Below are 18,167 nucleotides of genomic sequence, written 5' to 3' on the forward strand. Positions count from 1 at the left end.
TTTAGGCCCGCAGCCGAGCGCCTTCAGGATCGAAGAATGGCATCGGCGCCACCACCGCGCGGGTCGGCTTGCCGTCAATGTCGATGCTGAGTTCGGTCCCGATGGCGGTGAACGGCAGCCGCAAATGCGCCGTCGCCAGAACTTTGCCTAAGGAATAGCCGTGATCGCTGTAGGTGACGACGCCGGCATCCTCGCCGTCGGCGAAAACCCTGGCATCCGTCGCGGCCGGCTTGTCACCGTCGAGAATCAGCCCGGTCCAGCGTTCGTCGAGCCCCTTGTCGCGAATTGTGAGCAATGCCTCGCGGCCGATGAACTCGCCCTTGTCGAACTTGATCCAGCGATCGAGCCCGACATGGAAGGGCGTACGGCTCTCGTCCATGTCGATGCCATGCGCCGGATAGGCCTTTTCCAGCCCGAGCGTGAACATGGCCAGCACGCCGTATGGCTTCAGGCCGAAATCGCTACCGGTCCGCATCAGCGCGTCCCAGACGGAAGTGGCCTCGTCCGCCGGCACGAACAGTTCGAAGCCGAGCTCGCCGGTCACCCCGGTGCGTGAGATCAGGACTTTGGTCTCGCCGACGCGCCCTGAAGTGAACGCCCAGCGTTTCAACTCATCGAGATCGGCATCCGAAACCAGTGCTTTCAGCAGCTCGCGTGAACGCGGCCCCTGTATCGTCGGAAAGGCGACGGCCGCCGTGATGTCGGTGACATAGGCCTTTCGCGCTTCAGCATGATGTTGCAGCCAGGGCAGCATCTTCAGCCGGTTGACCGAGCCGGTCACCAGCATGAAATGCTCAGGCGCCAGCCGGAACACGGTGAGGTCGTCCATGATGCCGCCATCGTCGCGGCAGACGGTGGAATAGCGCACCTGGCCGGGGCTCATCGCGGCCGCATCGTTGACGATGATGTGGTTGACCAGCGCCTCGGCTTCCGCCCCCTTGATGTCCATCTTCCCCATGGTGCTGAGATCCTGCACGCCGACATTCTTGCGCGTGTTCAGATGCTCGTCGGCGATGCCGGAATAAATTTTGGCCGAGACGAAGTCGCCGCCGACCCGGCCCATCGTGGCGCCGAGGCCAACGATGCTGGTGTAGAAAGGGGAGCGCCGCTCAACCAAGAAACTTCTCCGTCATCTCATGAAAACGGCAGCGCCTGATGGCGCTGCCGAGGTAGGAGCGGTGAAGGGGTTAACTTCCGTAGACGTCGAACGAGAAGTATTTGTCGTTGATTTCCTTGTACTTGCCGTTGGCACGCAGGGCGTCGATGGCGGCATTGAACTTGTCGGCCAGTTCCTTGTTGCCCTTTTGCAGGGCGATGCCGACGCCGGGGCCATGAATGGCCGGATCAGCGGTGAGCGTGCCGAGCAATTTGCAGCAGGCCCCATCGGGCTTCTTCAGCCATTCGGTCAGGATGATCGAGCCGTCCATCATCGCGTCCAGCCGGCCATTGGCCATGTCGGTGCGGGCGTCGTCGCCGGTCGGATAGGCCTTGACGGTCGAGCCGGAGTATTTCTTCTCGGCGAAATTCTGGTGGATGGTGGCGCTCTGCACACCCAGCACCTTGCCCTTCAGATCGTCAGGCGACGTGCCTGCAATGGTCGAATCCTTCGGCACGGCGATGGCCGGTGGCGTCTGGTAATATTTGTGGGTGAACTCGACCTTCTCGGCCCGTTCCGGCGTGATGGTGATGTTGATGATGGCGTCGAACTTGCCGGCCTGCAGCGCCGGAATGGAACCATCGAAATCCTGTACGGAGAATTCGCACTCGGCCTTCATCTCGGCACACAGCGCCTTGCCGAGGTCGATGTCGAAGCCGCCCAGCGTGCCGTCCGAATTGGCATAGTTGAAGGGCGGATAGGCGCCCTCGGTCCCGATCCTGAGTTTCTCGGCGGAGGCAGCACCGGTCCCAAGCAGCAGGGCGGCGGAAGCGGCAAGCACGAAACGACCGAAAAGACGCATGTTCCTGATCTCCGTTGACTAAGCAATTCCAGGGAAGGTGTTGGCGGTTTCCCGTCCGGAATTGCGCGAAAACAAGGATAGAAGTCTATGGTCTTTTGCAGGCCCCACGGAGACGGAAACGACATGCTCTGCGGCGATCACGGCGTGGCAAGCCGTCCTTCCCCAGGAATCTTACTGTGATCTAAATTACAGACCGATCATGGACATGGGCGCATGCTCAGCTGGAAGTAGACGGTCGTGGGAGGGACCTGGGGATGGACCAGCAGGAATTCGTGCAGGAAGCCGCGCAGCGGCGCATAGACGACGACATCGCCAAGCGCATCAGGGTTCACCAGGCCAACATCGAGCGGCTCGAAACCGCAAGGGAAAGTGCCGGCAATCTCGAGGCGGCCGTCGCCAACCGGCCGCTGGTGATGCTGGCGCAGGGCGATTCCTGGTTCGACTATCCGCTGACCGGGAACGGATTTCCGTTCGTCGACACCGATGTGATCGCGCAGCTGCGCCGCATCGGCTCGATGCCGCCGACCATCCTCAACCTTGCCCATCATGGCGATGCGGCGACCGACGAGATGTCGCTGCCCAAGCAGCAGCGCATGATCGCCGCCCTGCGCAACAAGGCCAACTGGCTGGACGGCAAGCCCGATGCCATCCTGTTCTCTGCCGGTGGCAACGACATTGCCGGCGACCAGTTCTGCATCTTCCTCGACTTCAATGACGGCCACGCCCCCGGGCTGAACAAGAACCGCTTCACCAAGGCGCTCGGCATGGTCGAGGCCTGCTATCTCGATTTGTTCGCGCTGCGCGACCGCGTCGCGCCAGGCGTGCCGATCTTTGGCCATTGCTATGATTTTCCGATCCCGAACGGAGCGCATCCGTCCTGTGTCGGCCCGTGGCTGAAACCGTCGCTCGATTTCTGCAACTGGACGGTCGCCAAGGGCACGGTCATCGTTCACGACGCGCTGGCGGCGTTCCGCGATGTGGTGAAGCGCCTGGCCGACGATCCCAACAACAATTTCCATCTGGTCGACACGCAGGGAACGTTGAAGGTGGCCGACTGGGCCAACGAACTGCATCCCGATCCCGCCGGCTTCAAGAAGATCGCGCAAAAATTCGCCGATGCGCTGAAGGCCAAGCTGCAGACCTGACGCGGCTCGGGCCTGTCGGCTGTCAGGTTCCGAATAGCTCTTTGGCCTGTTCAACGGTGTAGTAACCAAGCCTGATGTCTTCGGCGACCAGTTTCGGATCGCGCTCACGCGGATCGCCATAGCCGCCGCCCCCGGGCGTGCCGACACGCACGCGGTCGCCGGCCCTGAGCGCGATGTCCTGCTCCTTGGACAGATGCGGCGGTACGTGGGCTTCGCCGCCGCGGAACACGGTCACTGTGTTCACCGCGCCGTCCTTGCCGCCGAGCGCGCCTTGCGGGCCGAAACGGCCATGGTCCATGACGAAGGACGCGCGCGCCTCGCCTCGCAAGATCTCGACCTCATAGGCGAGGCCAAAACCGCCGCGCTGCTTGCCGGCGCCGCCCGAGCCTTCGCGCAAGGCATAGTGGCGGTAGAGAACCGGAAAGGCCTGCTCCATGATCTCGACCGGCGGCGATTTCGAAATGCCGATGGTCGAGCAGCCATTGGTCAGGCCGTCATGGCCTGAATTGCCGCCATAGCCGCCGCCGGAGATCTGATACATGACATAGTCGCGGCCGCGCGCCGGATCGTTGCCGCCGAGCGCGAAATTGCCGCTGGAGCCGGCGGGTGCAGCCGTCACCTTTTCCGGCAGCGCCTGCACCATCGCCGCGAACACCGCCTCGGCGATGCGCTGCGACACCTCAGCCGCGCAGCCCGAGACGGGCCGCGGGTATTTGGCATCGAGAAACGTGCCTTCTGGCCGTTTGACGATCAGCGGCTCGAAAGCCCCGGCGCTGATCGGCACATCGGGAAAGATATGGCGCATGGCGAGATAGACCGAGGATAGCGTCGTCGCCAGCACGCTGTTCATCGGCCCCGCGCAGGGTTTTGAGGAACCGGTGAAATCGAAGGTCAGCGTGTCGCCCTTCTTCTCCACCGCAAGTGCAATGGTCAGCGGCTCGTTGACCACGCCGTCCGAGTCGACAAAGGCCTTCGAGCTATAGGTGCCGTCTGGAATGGCGGAGATGTTGGCGCGCATCTGCTCGGCGGCGCGGCGACGCAGTTCGGCGATCGCCCCGACGACGGTTTCGTCCCCGTAACGATCGAGGATTCCATTGAGCCGGTCCTGACCGATCAGCAGTGCCGCGGCTTGCGCCCTTATATCGCCGATGCGCTGGTCGGCGACGCGGATGTTGGAGCAGATGATGGCGTAGATTTCGGTGTCGAGCACGCCCTTCTTGAACAGCTTGACCGGCGGCAGCCGCAGGCCTTCCTGCTCGACGGCTGTGGCGGAGGCGGAGAAGCCGCCCGGCACCGAGCCACCGATATCGGGCCAGTGGCCGGTATTCGATAGCCAGCAAAATATCTTGCCGTCGCGATAGACCGGCATGGCGAAGCGCACATCCATCAGATGCGTGCCGCCGAGATAGGGATCGTTGACGATATAGATGTCGCCCGGCTCAGGCGGCAGGCAGCGGCCGTCGGCGATCATCTCGATCACCGTCCTGGTCGAATACTGCATGACGCCGACGAACACCGGCAGGCCCTGGCTGCCTTGTGCGATCAACGAACCATCGACGGCCGAGTAGATGCCGTCGGAGCGGTCATTGGCCTCGGCGATGACAGGCGAGAAGGCAGCGCGGGAGAAAGTGAGATCCATCTCGTCGCAGACCTGCTGCAAGGCTGCCTGCAAGACCGAAAGCGTGATGGCGTCGAGCTTTTGCATCTCAGGCCTCGCCGATATCGATGATGATGTTGCCGTCGGCGTCCGATCTTGCGCGGTCGCCGGGTTCGAGCACGGTGGTCGCATCCATCTGTTCGAGGATCGCCGGCCCTTCGATGACGGCATCGGGCGGCAGCTTTTCGCGTGCGTATATCGGCGTATGGTGCCAGCGTCCTGCGTACCAGACAGGCCTTGTTTCCCGCAGCGCCTCGTCTAGCGTCTTTGTACGTCCGGCCGGGTCGATCAGCCGTGACAGGTCGATTGCCGGCCGCACGCCCGTCACCGACGTGTTGAGGTTGACCAGATTGGCGCGGATCTCCGGCAACTCGACCTTGAAGCGGGCAAAATAGGCTTTTTCGAACAGCGCCTGCAACTCCTGCCTTGTCACCGATGAAGACGGCAACGGCACGTTGATGATGTGGGTCTGGCCGACAAACTGCATGTCGGCAGAGTGCGTGACGCGGATCGTTTCCGGCTTCACCGCTTCCTTGCCGATCAGTTCCTCGCCTTCCCCGCGGTGACGTTCCAGCACCTCGCGAAGCCTGGCTTCATCGAGCACGGCGACCGGCTGGTTGATCGTGTTGACGAAGTCGTGACGCAGATCGGCCACGACGCAGCCGAGCGCATTGGTGATGCCCGGACGCGCCGGCACCAGCACACGGGGCAGGCCGAGTTCGCGCGCCAGGGCGGAGGCATGCAGCGGCCCGGCGCCACCGAAGGCGAACAGCGCGAAATCGCGCGGATCATGGCCGCGCGACACCGAGACCATGCGGATGGCGCCGGCCATCTTCATGTTGCCGAGGCGCAGCACCGCGCCCGCCGCTTCGACGCCGGAGAGGCCGGCGGCCTTGCCTATTCTGTCTTCGAAGATCCCGGTGACCCGCTCGACGGTGACCGGATTTTCGACCGCCAGCAGCTTCTTCGGCGCCAGCCGGCCCAGCACCAGATTGGCGTCGGTGATGGTCGGCTCGGCTCCACCACGACCGTAGCAGATCGGGCCGGGATTGGCGCCGGCACTTTCCGGGCCGATCTGGATCAGCCCGGCCGCATCGACCCGGGCGATGGAGCCGCCGCCGGCACCGACCGTATGCACCGCCACCATCGGCACGTGGATCGGCATCGCATATTCGATCTCGATCTCGTTGGAGACCGCCGGCTCGGCGTTGCGGATCAGCGCCACATCGGTCGAGGTGCCGCCCATGTCGTAGGTGACGAGGTTTTCAAAGCCGGCGCGCCTGCCCGTATAGGCGGCCGCGATGACACCCGAAGCCGGGCCTGACATCACGGTCTTGGCCGACTCGCGCGTGACGAAGCGGGCCGAGATCATGCCGCCATTGCCGTTCATGATCAGGAAGTCGCGGGCATAGCCCTTGGCAGCCAATTCCTTGCGCAGCCGCTCGACATAACGCTCGAGGATCGGCTGCACCGAGGCGTTCACCGCGGCGGTCACGCCGCGCTCGAATTCGCGGGCTTCCGACAGCAGCGCATGGCCAGTCGTGATGTAGCCGTTCGGCCAAAGCTCGGCGGCGATTTCGGCCGCGCGCCGCTCATGCGAAGGGTTGGCGTAGGAATGCAGGAAATGGATGACCAGGGACTCGCAGCCGGCCACGATCAGCGTCTTCACGGCGTCGCGCATCTCGGTCTCATCGAGCGGGGTGCGCACCGCGCCGGATGCTTCGACGCGCTCCGAGACTTCGAGCCGGAGATCGCGCGGGATGATCGGAACGAAGGTGCCGGTCATGCCATAGGGCTGCGGCCGTGTGCGCCGTCCCAACTCGATCACGTCGCGAAAACCGCGCGTGGTGATCATGCCGGTTTTCGCCAGCCGGCGTTCCAGAACCGCATTGGTGGTGGTGGTCGTGCCATGCACGATGAGGTCGATGCCGTCTATGGCAAAGCCGGTGGCGCCGAGCGCTGAAACCACGCCGAACGCCTGATTGTCGACCGTCGTCGGCGTCTTGGCGATATGCACCTTTCCGCCGTCATTTCCGTCGATCAAAATGAGGTCGGTGAAGGTTCCGCCAACATCGATGCCGGCAACGACGTGACCCAGGGAATCCGGTTGTTGCACCGAAAAATTCTCTTTCATTGTCGAAATCCGAAATGGCGGAACTACGAATATGCCGCAGTTTGGAAAGCTGTTTTAGCGTGGTATCTTGACACAAATATCGTTTGTATACTAATAAATTTGGGACACAAGAGCTCACTGCTTTGGAGTGTGTGAACGGCTCGCCGGGACCTGAATGGTCTGGGCGCGCAGGAAACGGTTTGGCGCCCGCACAGGCGTGGGCAAGACAGAGTTGGATTTGATGAACACCACATCCGCACTCAACACAGCCGGCGCCCGTCCGCTGCAGTTTCCGATTCCGGCCAATGTCTATGCCGAAACCGTCGTCTCGGTGAAGCATTACACCGACCGCCTGTTCTCGTTCCGCATCACCCGTCCGCATTCGCTGCGCTTCCGCTCCGGCGAGTTCGTCATGATCGGTCTGCCCAATGCCGAAAAGCCGGTGTACCGCGCCTATTCGGTCGCCAGCCCGGCCTGGGACGAGGAGCTGGAATTCTTCTCGATCAAGGTGCCGGATGGTCCGCTGACCTCCGAACTGCAGAAGATCCAGGTCGGCGACACCGTCATCATGCGCCAGAAGTCGACCGGCACGCTGGTTGTCGACGCGCTGACCCCGGCAAAGCGCCTGTTCATGATCTCGACCGGCACCGGCATCGCGCCCTTCGCCAGCCTTCTGCGCGACCCCGATACCTACGAAAAATTCAATCAGGTCATCCTGACCCACACCTGCCGCGACAATGCCGAACTGACCTATGGCCAGGAACTGGTGGCCGCGCTCGAGAACGATCCCCTGATCGGCGAACTGACCGGCGGCCGCGTCACCCTCTACAATTCGACGACCCGCGAAGAGTCGGCGCGCATGGGCCGCATCACCGCGCTGATCGGCTCCGGCAAATTCTACGACGACCTCGGCATCGAGAAGCTCAATCCGGAGACGGATCGCATCATGATCTGCGGCTCGATGCATATGCTGAAGGACGTCAAGGAAATGGCCGAAAGCCTCGGCTTCCATGAGGGCTCGCTCAGCCATCCCTCGACCTTCGTCGTCGAGCGCGCTTTCGTCGGCTGACATCAGCAGGCGCCTCGGCGCCTGCTTCTCGATTGGAATTTTGACCATGCGGTCAAAATTCAGCTGCTTTCGCCGCCTTTTTCCGCTATGACCGCTTGAAGGACTCGTGAAGCGATGCTTCACGGGCTATCTTCGGTGTGCGTCGCCTAAAGCCGCCGTGCGGTCCGGGAGCAACGACACGCACCACGACGTAAAATCGTCGAGCGAAAGGGCAGGAGATGAGCAGCACAATCCGCGAAGCCGATCTCGGCGGGTCCAAGGTCACGCCGCTGCCGGCGCGTGCCGCAGCCAACACGCCCGTTCCGCAATCGCATGGCATCGCCCGCAACACCGGCATGCGGCTCGATCTCGGCTTCATGGAATCGGTGCGCTCGGTCAATCGCTCGGCGCTGGAGCGCCGCGTCGCCAGCCTGACCAAGCGTCGTTCGATCAAGGCCGACAACCAGGCGGCATGGCTGCTGCGCGCCGTCTCCTGCATGGATTTGACGACGCTGAATTCCAACGACACCGAAGAGCGCGTCCGCCGCCTGTGCGCCAAGGCGATCAACCCGTTCCGCCGCGACATCGTCGAGGGGCTTGGCATCGAGGGCGAAAAAATCCGCCCGGCGGCGGTCTGCGTCTATCATCCATTCGTCGCGACGGCTGTTGATGCCGTGCGCGGCACCGGCATCCATGTCGCCGCCGTCTCCACCGCTTTCCCGCACGGCCTTGCGCCGCTGTCGACCCGCCTGCAGGAGATCGAGGCATCGGTGCGCGACGGCGCGGACGAGATCGACGTCGTCATCCCGCGCGGCCTGGTCTTCGGCGCCAAGTGGCAGGAGCTCTACAACGAGATCGTCTCGATGCGCGAAGCCTGCGGCGATGCGCATCTCAAGGTTATCCTCGGCACCGGCGACCTCGCCACGCTGCGCAATGTCATGCTGGCCTCGATGGTGGCGATGATGGCGGGCGCCGATTTCATCAAGACCTCGACCGGCAAGGAAAGCGTCAACGCCACGCTGCCCGTCGGCCTTGCCATGGTGCGCGCCATCCGAGCCTATTTCGAGGAGACCGGCTTTCTCATCGGCTTCAAGCCGGCCGGCGGCATCTCTACCGCCAAGGCCTCGCTCGACTGGCTGGTGCTGATGAAGGAGGAGCTCGGCCGGCCCTGGCTGGAGCCAGACCTGTTCCGCTTCGGCGCCTCGAGCCTGCTCACCGACATCGAGCGCCAGCTCGAGCACCATCTGACCGGGCATTATTCGGCCAATCACCGCCACGCGATGGCGTGAGGCGGAGAAGGCCTTGAACGTCGAGTTCCTTCGCGCCTCCCTCTGTCCTGCCGGACATCTCCCCCACTTGGGGGGAGATTGGCTAACGTCGACGATTTCGCCAATTGTCGACGTTTCAGAGCCGACAGGCGCGAAGGCTAATCTCCCTCCTTGTGGGGGAGATGTCCGGCAGGACAGAGGGGGGCGCCACAGAGCGCCTGCCAAGACGATTATCTGGAGCGCGTCATGAACATTCTCGAACGCTATCACGCCATGGAATACGGCCCGGCGCCGGAAGCCCGCACCGAGGCCGATGCCTGGCTTGCCGGACGCGATTTCGGCAAGGCGCTGTTCATCGACGGCGGCTGGAAGGCAGCAGGCGGCGGCAAGACCTTCGAGACCAGCGAACCCTCATCCGGCAAGCTGCTGGCCAAGATCTCCGATGCCGGCGCCGCCGATATCGACGCAGCCGTCGCCGCAGCCACAAGGGCCTTACCGAAATGGTCGGCATCCTCGGGCTACCAGCGCGCAAAAGTGCTTTACGCCATTGGCCGCGCGATGCAGCGTCATCAGCGCCTGTTCGCGGTGTTGGAATCCATCGACAACGGCAAGCCGATCCGCGAAAGCCGCGACATCGACGTGCCGCTGGCCATCCGCCATTTCATCCATCATGCCGGCTGGGCACAGGCGCTGGACAAGGATTTCCCAGGCCACAAGGGTGTCGGCGTCGTCGGCCAGATCATCCCATGGAATTTCCCGCTGCTGATGCTGGCCTGGAAGATTGCGCCGGCGCTCGCCGCCGGCTGCACGGTGGTGCTGAAGCCGGCCGAGTTCACGCCGCTCACCGCCATCCTGTTTGCCGAGATCTGCGAGCGTGCCGGCGTGCCCAAGGGCGTCGTCAACATCGTCCAGGGCGGGCCGGAAGCGGGCGTCGCCATCGTCAACCATCCCGGCATCCAGAAGATCGCCTTCACCGGCTCTTCGGAGGTCGGCAAGATCATCAGGAAAGCCACGGCTGGATCGGGCAAGAAGCTGTCATTGGAGCTTGGCGGCAAATCGGCCTTCATCGTCTTCGAGGACGCCGATCTCGACAGCGCCGTCGAAGGACTGGTCGACGGCATCTGGTTCAACCAGGGCCAGGTCTGCTGCGCAGGCTCGCGGCTTCTGGTGCAGGAAGGCATTGCCGACGCGTTGATCGCAAAGGTCAAGGTCAGGATGAGCCGGCTTCGCGTCGGCAGCCCGCTCGACAAGAACACCGATATCGGACCGCTGGTCGACGCCACACAGCTCGACCGCGTCAAGGGTCTGGTCGCCGAAGGCGCCAGACAGGGCGCCGTCTGCTGGCAGCCCGACGCGGTGCTGCCGTCTTCCGGCTACTACCACCTGCCGACGCTCGCCACCGGTGTTTCGCCGGCAAATATATTGGCGCAGGAAGAGGTGTTCGGCCCGGTTCTGGCCACCATGACCTTCCGCAACACCGAGGAAGCGATCGAGCTTGCCAACAACACGCGCTATGGGCTGGCAGCCTCGGTGTGGAGCGAAAACATCAATCTCGCGCTGCATGTCGCGCCGCAGCTGAAGGCCGGCGTCGTCTGGGTCAACGGCACCAACATGTTCGACGCCTCCTGCGGCTTCGGCGGCTATCGCGAAAGCGGCTTTGGCCGCGAAGGCGGCCGGGAGGGCATGTTCGAATATCTCTCTGCAAAGCTGCCGCTCGGCCCGGTGATCAAGCCGGCGACGTCATCGGCGCAACCGGTCGAGCAATCTGACGGCGGCGCCATCGACCGCACGGCAAAGCTTTTCATCGGCGGCAAGCAGGTTCGGCCTGACGGCAACTACTCGCTCGCCGTCGCCACCGCCAAGGGCAAGCTAGCTGGCGAAGTCGGTCTCGGCAGCCGCAAGGACATCCGCGACGCCGTTGCCGCCGCCCGCGCCTGCAAGGCCTGGCCGGAAGCGACCGCCTACAACCGTTCCCAGGTGCTCTACTACCTCGCCGAAAATCTGTCCGGCCGCACCGGCGAGTTCGCCGCCCGCCTCACCGAACTGACCGGCGCAAACGCCAAGGCCGCGCGGGAGGAAGTAGAACAGTCCATCGAGCGGCTCTTCCTCTATGCCGGCCTTGCCGACAAATTCGAGGGCAGGGTGCATCAGCCGCCGGCCCGCGCCGTCACGCTGGCGCTGCACGAGCCGGTCGGCGTCGTCGGCATCGTCGCCCAGGACAGCGCGCCGCTGCTCGGGTTCATCTCGCTGATGGCGCCTGCGCTTGCCATGGGCAACACCGTGGTCGCCGTGCCGTCGGAAAAATACCCGCTGCTCGCCACCGATCTCTACCAGGTGATCGAATATTCCGACGTTCCGGCCGGCGCCATCAACATCGTCACCGGCCGCACGGCGGAGCTTGCCGGCGTGCTGGCCAAGCATGACGATGTCGACGGGCTCTGGCTGTTTGCCGATGCCGACACTTGCGCCAAGGCGGAGGCCGATTCCATCGGCAATCTCAAGCGCGTCTGGACCGGCAACGGCCGCAGCCTCGACTGGGCGTCCGACGAGGCCGCCGGCGATGCCCTGCTGCGCCGCGCCGTCGAAGTGAAGAACGTCTGGGTGCCATACGGCGACTAATGCCGCCTGAAACGCGCTGTGCTTGAGCGAACCATGGCAACGTGACTCGTTGCCCGGTTGTCATACATGTTGTTGCATCAGAGCAAGCGATGTGCATTACATCGGCCGTCGCGAAGGTGATCGCGTTCGGGCTTGACGCCCGAACGTGTGTTCTTTAACCAGAAAAAACATTTGTTATTTTGGACTGATGGATTGTGCAGGCCGCATAGTCGCGCCTGTCTGTCACAGGACGCCCCGGTCAGCCGGCATTAAATCGGGCCGAGAAGTGGCCAAAGAGGGCGAGGAGAAACGCATGGCGGATCTGGCAGGCAAGGTCGTTGTCGTCACGGCGGCGGCGCAAGGCATCGGCAGGGCGAGCGCATTGGCCTTCGCCAAGGCAGGCGCCGTCGTGCACGCCACCGACATCAACGAGGCGCTGCTGGCCGAACTCGCCAAGACCTCCGGCATCAAGACCCGCAAGCTCGACGTCCTCAACGATGATGCCGTCACGTCGGGCTTCGCCGAAATCGGCCGCGTCGACGTGCTGTTCAACTGCGCCGGCTTCGTTCATTCCGGGTCCATCCTCGAGATGAAGGATGCCGATCTCGACTTCGCCTTCAACCTCAATGTCCGCGCCATGATCCGCACCATTCGGGCGGTACTGCCCGGCATGCTGGAGCGCGGCGATGGCTCGATCATCAACATGTCGTCCGTCGCCGGCGCCGGCAAGGGCGTGCCCAACCGCTTCGCCTATGGCGTCTCCAAGGCGGCCGTGATCGGTCTCACCAAGGCGGTTGCCGCGGACTATGTCGCCAAGGGCATTCGCTGCAACGCCATCTGCCCCGGCACCGTCGAGAGCCCGTCGCTGCAGGACCGCATGCATGCGCAGGGCGATTACGACGCGGCCCGCGCAGCCTTCATTGCCCGCCAGCCGATGGGCCGTCTCGGCACGCCCGAGGAAATCGCCGATCTTGCGGTTTATCTGGCCGGTGCCACGTACACCTCAGGGCAGGCCTATAATATCGACGGCGGCTGGTCGATCTGAGCAATAGCCTTGATCCGCAGGTCCAGGCTCGAACAGTTCTAAAGTCCGGCTTGCCCCAGGTCGGGTCCGATAGCCAGAGTCCGCCCAGTCATCGCTTGGCGGAGCGAGTTTTGAAAACGGCCTTGGGCCACAATTTGGAGAGCAAGATGAAACTGCTGCGCTATGGCGAGATAGGGAGCGAACGCCCCGGCCTGCTCGATGCGGATGGAACGATCCGCGATCTTTCGGGTCATGTCACCGACATTGCCGGCAAGGCGCTCGATCCGGCGTCGCTCGAGACATTGTCGAAGCTCGATCCGAACTCGCTGCCGGCGGTTTCCGGCAAGCCGCGCCTCGGCGCCTGCGTCGCAGGCACGGGCAAGTTCATCTGCATCGGCCTGAATTATTCCGACCATGCCGCCGAAACCGGCGCCACCGTGCCGCCGGAGCCGATCATCTTCATGAAGGCGAGCTCGGCCATTGTCGGCCCCGACGATGATGTGCTGATCCCGCGCGGTTCGGAAAAGACCGACTGGGAGGTTGAACTCGCCGTGGTCATCGGCAGAAAAGCCAAATACGTCAGCGAAGCCGAGGCGCTGGATTATGTCGCCGGCTATGCCGTTGCCCATGACGTGTCCGAGCGCGCCTTCCAGGCCGAGCGCCAGGGCCAGTGGACCAAGGGCAAGAGCTGCGACACGTTCGGTCCGACCGGGCCGTGGCTTGTCACCAAGGACGAGGTTGCCGATCCGCAGAACCTCAAAATGTGGCTGACGGTCAACGGCAAGACGATGCAGAACGGCTCGACCAGGACCATGGTCTACGGCGTCGCCTATCTCGTTTCCTATCTCAGCCAGTTCATGTCGCTGCATCCTGGCGACATCATCTCCACCGGCACCCCGCCCGGCGTTGGGCTGGGCATGAAGCCGCCGGTGTTCCTGAAGCCCGGCGATGTGGTGGAACTGGGCATCGAGGGGCTCGGCCAGCAGAAGCAGACCTTCAAGGCGGATGCCTAGCCGCCTCTTCCCTTAGAGCGTTTCACCGTTTGCCGGCGAAACGGTCTATCTCTTTGTTTGCCGGGCGGCTGGCGCCTCTTGTCAGCGCCAGCCCAGAGCCGGCGCGACGTGCTTCAGGATCGCCTCGATGACGTGGGCGTTGTACTCGACGCCAAGCTGGTTGGGGACGGTCAGAAGCAGCGTGTCGGCCTCGGCGATCGCTTCGTCCTCTTTCAGCTGATCGATCAGCACATCGGGCTCCGCGGCATAGGAGCGGCCGAAGACGGCAAGCTTCTCAGGCTCGATATAGCCGAAATGATCTTCGCTGCTGCCGCCGCCGAAATAGGCGCGGTCGCGGTCGTTCACCAGCGCAAAGATGCTGCGGCTGACCGACACGCGCGGCTCGCGTGTGTGGCCGGCCGCCTTCCACGCCGCGCGATAAGCGCGGATCTGTTCGGCCTGCTGGATGTGGAGCGGCTGGCCGCCCTCATCGAACTTCAGCGTCGAACTTTGCAGGTTCATGCCGAGCTTGCCCGCCCATTCGGCGGTCGCGTTGGTAGCGGCACCCCACCAGATCCGGTCGCGCAGGCCGGCCGAGAACGGCTCGAGCCGCAGCATTCCCGGAGGATTGGGGAACATCGGCCGCGGATTAGGTTGCGCGAAACCTTCGCCGCGCAGCACATTCAGGAAAACCTCGGCATGATTGCGCGCCATGTCGGCATCGCTTTTGCCGTCCTGCGGCACATAGCCGAAGTAGCGCCAGCCGTCGATCACCTGCTCCGGCGAACCGCGGCTGATGCCAAGCTGCAGCCGGCCACCGGCGATCAGGTCGGCAGCACCCGCATCCTCGGCCATATACAGCGGATTCTCATAGCGCATGTCGATGACGGCGGTGCCGATCTCGATGCGGCTGGTGCGGGCGCCGACCGCGGCCAGAAGCGGAAACGGCGAAGCGAGCTGGCGGGCAAAATGATGGACGCGGAAATAGGCGCCGTCCGCGCCCAGCTCCTCGGCGGCGACGGCCAGGTCGATCGACTGCAGCAGCGCGTCGGACGCCGAGCGCGTCTGCGATTGCAACGAGGGCGACCAATGGCCGAAGGAAAGAAAGCCGATCTTCTTCATGCGCGTATCCTGTTCTTTGATTGCAGTTGCCTACTTCGTCGCCCACGCGATTGGGTTCAATCGACACTCACACAACGCAGTGTCAATGCCGCCGGCCCTTGACGGTATCGCGACGATACCCATCGGTGCGCAAAGGACCAAGGCCATGGTCCCCGGCGATGCCTTGCGCGACCGCGTCAGCATCTGCCGCGGCGCTTTTGGGGCCAAATGAACCAACCAAAGGCGATGTACCGCAAACTCCATTCGCTTCAGAGCCCGGTTTTGAAATCTTCTCGCTCATTTAATTCTACAAAATCGGTAGGCTTAATCCGGATAGTGCGTTTGCGAGAAGGAGCCTCGGATGTCAAAAAAGCTGGTGGTGGGGTTGTCCGGCAACCTGACCCGTCCGTCCAAGACGAAGGCATTCGTCAGCCACATCGCCGGTGAGGTGGCGAGCCGGGCCGGCTCGGCTTTGAGCGTTTTCGACATCGAGGATCTCGGCCCGTCCTTTGCGCCTGCAAGACAGCTTGGCGATCTCGATCCGGCGGCGCGCGGTATTATCGAGCAGCTGCTCGGCGCCGACGTGCTGGTGGTCGGCTCCCCGACCTTCAAGGGCAGCTACACCGGGCTGTTCAAGCACTTCTTCGACCTGCTCGACCCGTCGTCGCTGCGCGGCAAGCCGATCATCCTGGCGGCAACAGGCGGCGGCGAGCGTCATTCGCTTGTCGTCGAACATCAGTTGCGGCCGTTGTTCGGCTTCTTCGAGGCGCAGACCCTGCCGACCGCGATCTACGCCTCGGACAAGGACTTTGCCGATGGCGTGCTGGTGTCCGAGACAGTCAAGGCGCGAGCCCGGCAGGCGGTCGCCGAGGCATGCCGGGTGGCGGGCGTGCCCTACAGCGTCGTCCTTGCCGCCTGAAACCACGATCCGCGACGCAATATTCCATCCCGCATAGACCAGAAGGACGCCTGCAATGACTCGAGCCAGCAAGTCCGATAGCAGGCCGCGGCAGATCAAGCTCGGCGCTTTCCTGCCCGGCGGCGGGCAGCATATCGCCGCCTGGCGTCATCCCGATGCGCCGGCCGACGGCGCCACCAATTTCGAGTTCCACAAGAAGCTGGCGCTGACCGCCGAGCGCGGCCTGTTCGACGCCTATTTCCTGGCCGACAACCTGACCGTCGGCCACGGCGCCCGCGAGGGCGGCAACGCCAAGATCGCCGGCTTCGAGCCGGTGACGCTGTTTGCGGCGCTGGCGCCGCTGACGACGCATCTCGGCTTCATCGCAACGGCGTCCACCACTTATGAGGAGCCTTACACGCTGGCGCGCAAATTCGCTTCGCTCGACCTGTTGTCGAACGGCCGCGCCGGCTGGAACGTGGTGACCTCGGCCGGCGACGAAACGGCACGCAATTTCAACCGCGACGTCCAGCCCAGCCATGCCGAGCGCTATGCCAGGGCGCATGAGCATGTCGAGACGGTCAAGGCGCTGTGGGACAGCTGGGAGGATGACGCCTTCATCCGCGACAAGCAGTCGGGCCGTTTCTACGACAAGGACAGATTGCACGACATCGACCACAAGGGCGAGCATTTCAGCGTCAAGGGTCCGCTCAACGTGCCGCGCCCGGTGCAAGGACATCCGGTTGTCGTACAAGCGGGGCAGTCGGAAGACGGCCGTGGGCTTGCCGCGCACTCGGCCGAGGTCATCTTCACGGCCCATCAGAAGCTCGAGACGGCGCAGGAATTCTACCGCGATATCAAGGCGCGCGTGGCTGAAGTCGGCCGCGATCCCGACCAGGTGCTGATCATGCCGGGCGTCGCGCCCTTCGTCGGCCGCACCGAGGACGAGGCCCGTGCCAAATACCAACAGCTTAACGACCTTATCCTGCCCGAGGACGGTGTCGCCCTGCTCAACGGGCTGGCCGGCCAGACGCTCGACATCAGGGGCTATCCGCTCGACGGCCCGTTGCCGCCGAGCAAGGAAACCGAAGGCATGAAAAGCCGCCAGGCGCTGATCCGGCAGATTGCCGACGAGCACAATTTCAGCATCCGCCAGCTTTACCAATGGGTAGCGACGGCGCGCGGCCACTACACCATCGTCGGCAGCGTCACGCAGGTCGCCGATCAGCTGGAGGAATGGTTCACCAGCGAGGCGGCCGACGGCTTCAACATCCTGCCGCCCTGGCTGCCCGGCGCGCTCGACGATTTCGTCGACCTGGTCATTCCCGAGCTGCAGCGGCGCGGCCTGTTCCGCACGGCTTACGAAGGCCGCACGCTGCGCGAGAATCTCGGTCTCAGGCGCCCGGAAAATCCATGGACCGTCGCCCGCTCGACCGTCCTTGCCGCCGAATGACCTTGGCATCGAAGGGGTGAAGCAATGACGTTGCAGCACATCGATCGGCAAATCACGGTTCGCCGCAGTGGTGGCGAAACCGGGCTCGGCACCGACTTTCTGCGCCTCGGCGGCCGGGCTGCTGTTCGCTTCCTGAAGCGCTACGGCGTGCTTGCCGGCTTCCTGGCGCTCTGGCAGGTGGCGAGCAGCGTCGGATGGGTCAACGCGGCGGTGCTGCCGCCGATCGACATGATCGTCGAAGCGCTCTGGAAGGGGCTTGCCGGCGGCAGCCTGCTCGGCGACATCGCCATCAGCCTGCAGCGCGCCGGCATCGCCTTTGCCGCAGCCGTGGCCGTCGCCATTCCGCTCGGCCTGTTCATGGGCCAGGTGCGCCCGGTCGAAACCGCGCTCGATCCGATCCTGCAGGTGTTCCGGCAGACCTCTGCACTGGCGCTCTACCCGGTGTTCATCCTGCTCTTGGGACTTGGCGAGACCTCGAAGATCTTCGTCATCTTCTGGGCGACGCTGTTTCCGCTGCTGCTCAATACCACCAGCGGCGTCAAGGAAGTCGATCCCAAGCTGCTTGAAATGGCGCGCGTCTATGGTGCGAGCCGGCTCACCGTGTTTCGCCGCGTCGTACTGCCGGGCGCCGTGCCGTCGATCTTCGTCGGCTTGCGGCTGAGCGCCACCACGGCGCTGCTGCTGCTGATCGCGTCCGAGATGATCGGTGCCAACAAGGGCATCGGCTTCCAGGTGATGAACGCGCAGTACAATTTCCAGATCCCGCTGATGTTTGCGGCAATCGTCATCCTCGCCGGGCTTGGCCTGATCGCCAACCAGGCGTTGGTCACCCTGCAGCGGCGGCTCTGTCGCTGGAGCAATCCTGTCAACTGAGCAGTCCGCCCCTCACCGTTTACCTCACAAGGACCCGAT

Annotated in this window: 14 protein-coding genes; 9 read left to right on the forward strand and 5 right to left on the reverse strand. The window is 63.8% G+C overall.

All coding sequences use genetic code 11. The features are described 5' to 3' along the window. Position 1 precedes the first annotated feature (1 nt). Positions 2 to 1,117 (reverse strand): aminomethyltransferase family protein, encoded by a 1,116-nt coding sequence (locus tag X771_RS144315; protein WP_023689201.1) that lies wholly within the window; start codon positions 1,115 to 1,117, stop codon positions 2 to 4. 70 nt (positions 1,118 to 1,187) lie between these two features. Further along, a complete protein-coding gene (locus tag X771_RS144310; RefSeq protein WP_023689202.1) occupies positions 1,188 to 1,958 on the reverse strand; it encodes an ABC transporter substrate-binding protein in 771 nt (256 codons plus the stop codon). A gap of 254 nt (positions 1,959 to 2,212) precedes the next feature. On the opposite strand from X771_RS144310, the gene X771_RS144305 reads away from it, so the two are divergent. Continuing rightward, entirely contained in the window at positions 2,213 to 3,103 is an 891-nt protein-coding gene (locus X771_RS144305; protein ID WP_023689203.1) for an SGNH/GDSL hydrolase family protein, read from the forward strand. A 22-nt stretch (positions 3,104 to 3,125) separates the two neighbouring features. Here X771_RS144305 and X771_RS144300 read toward each other — a convergent pair whose 3' ends face one another. Beyond that, positions 3,126 to 4,808 carry a hydantoinase B/oxoprolinase family protein gene (locus tag X771_RS144300; RefSeq protein WP_023689204.1) on the reverse strand — a complete coding sequence of 561 codons (1,683 nt, stop codon included), beginning with the start codon at positions 4,806 to 4,808 and terminating at the stop codon, positions 3,126 to 3,128. A gap of 1 nt (position 4,809) precedes the next feature. Next, entirely contained in the window at positions 4,810 to 6,894 is a 2,085-nt protein-coding gene (locus X771_RS144295; protein ID WP_023689205.1) for a hydantoinase/oxoprolinase family protein, read from the reverse strand. A 220-nt stretch (positions 6,895 to 7,114) separates the two neighbouring features. On the opposite strand from X771_RS144295, the gene X771_RS144290 reads away from it, so the two are divergent. From X771_RS144290 to X771_RS144270, 5 genes are all read left to right on the forward strand, one after another. Further along, complete coding sequence (locus X771_RS144290) at positions 7,115 to 7,942, forward strand: ferredoxin--NADP reductase (RefSeq protein WP_023689206.1); 828 nt, start codon at positions 7,115 to 7,117, stop codon at positions 7,940 to 7,942. 218 nt (positions 7,943 to 8,160) lie between these two features. Beyond that, positions 8,161 to 9,210 (forward strand): deoxyribose-phosphate aldolase, encoded by a 1,050-nt coding sequence (gene deoC, locus X771_RS144285; RefSeq protein WP_023689207.1) that lies wholly within the window; start codon positions 8,161 to 8,163, stop codon positions 9,208 to 9,210. Positions 9,211 to 9,435: 225 nt separating this feature from the next. Beyond that, positions 9,436 to 11,808 carry an aldehyde dehydrogenase family protein gene (locus tag X771_RS144280; RefSeq protein WP_023689208.1) on the forward strand — a complete coding sequence of 791 codons (2,373 nt, stop codon included), beginning with the start codon at positions 9,436 to 9,438 and terminating at the stop codon, positions 11,806 to 11,808. A gap of 292 nt (positions 11,809 to 12,100) precedes the next feature. Continuing rightward, the gene (locus tag X771_RS144275) at positions 12,101 to 12,832 is read left to right on the forward strand and encodes an SDR family oxidoreductase (RefSeq protein ID WP_023689209.1); all 732 of its coding nucleotides are present in this window, start codon (positions 12,101 to 12,103) and stop codon (positions 12,830 to 12,832) included. Positions 12,833 to 12,978: 146 nt separating this feature from the next. Further along, the gene (locus X771_RS144270; protein ID WP_023689210.1) at positions 12,979 to 13,824 is read left to right on the forward strand and encodes a fumarylacetoacetate hydrolase family protein; all 846 of its coding nucleotides are present in this window, start codon (positions 12,979 to 12,981) and stop codon (positions 13,822 to 13,824) included. Between the two features lie 81 nt (positions 13,825 to 13,905). Here the strand turns inward: X771_RS144270 and X771_RS144265 are convergent, their stop codons facing one another. Continuing rightward, on the reverse strand, positions 13,906 to 14,925 hold the full coding sequence (locus X771_RS144265) for an LLM class flavin-dependent oxidoreductase (protein ID WP_023689211.1): 1,020 nt from the start codon (positions 14,923 to 14,925) through the stop codon (positions 13,906 to 13,908). A gap of 340 nt (positions 14,926 to 15,265) precedes the next feature. On the opposite strand from X771_RS144265, the gene msuE reads away from it, so the two are divergent. From msuE to X771_RS144250, 3 genes are read left to right on the forward strand one after another with little or no spacing between them, the layout of a single operon-like run. Then, positions 15,266 to 15,823, forward strand: coding sequence for an FMN reductase (msuE, locus tag X771_RS144260; protein WP_023689213.1), 558 nt, complete (start codon positions 15,266 to 15,268; stop codon positions 15,821 to 15,823). A 55-nt stretch (positions 15,824 to 15,878) separates the two neighbouring features. Further along, positions 15,879 to 17,255: an LLM class flavin-dependent oxidoreductase gene (locus X771_RS144255; protein ID WP_023689214.1), complete on the forward strand. Its 1,377-nt coding sequence runs from the start codon at positions 15,879 to 15,881 to the stop codon at positions 17,253 to 17,255. Positions 17,256 to 17,279: 24 nt separating this feature from the next. Beyond that, positions 17,280 to 18,128, forward strand: coding sequence for an ABC transporter permease (locus X771_RS144250; RefSeq protein ID WP_023683543.1), 849 nt, complete (start codon positions 17,280 to 17,282; stop codon positions 18,126 to 18,128). The last annotated feature ends 39 nt before the right edge of the window (positions 18,129 to 18,167 follow it).

It is taken from the genome of Mesorhizobium sp. LSJC269B00, assembly GCF_000502815.1.
GTDB lineage: Bacteria > Pseudomonadota > Alphaproteobacteria > Rhizobiales > Rhizobiaceae > Mesorhizobium.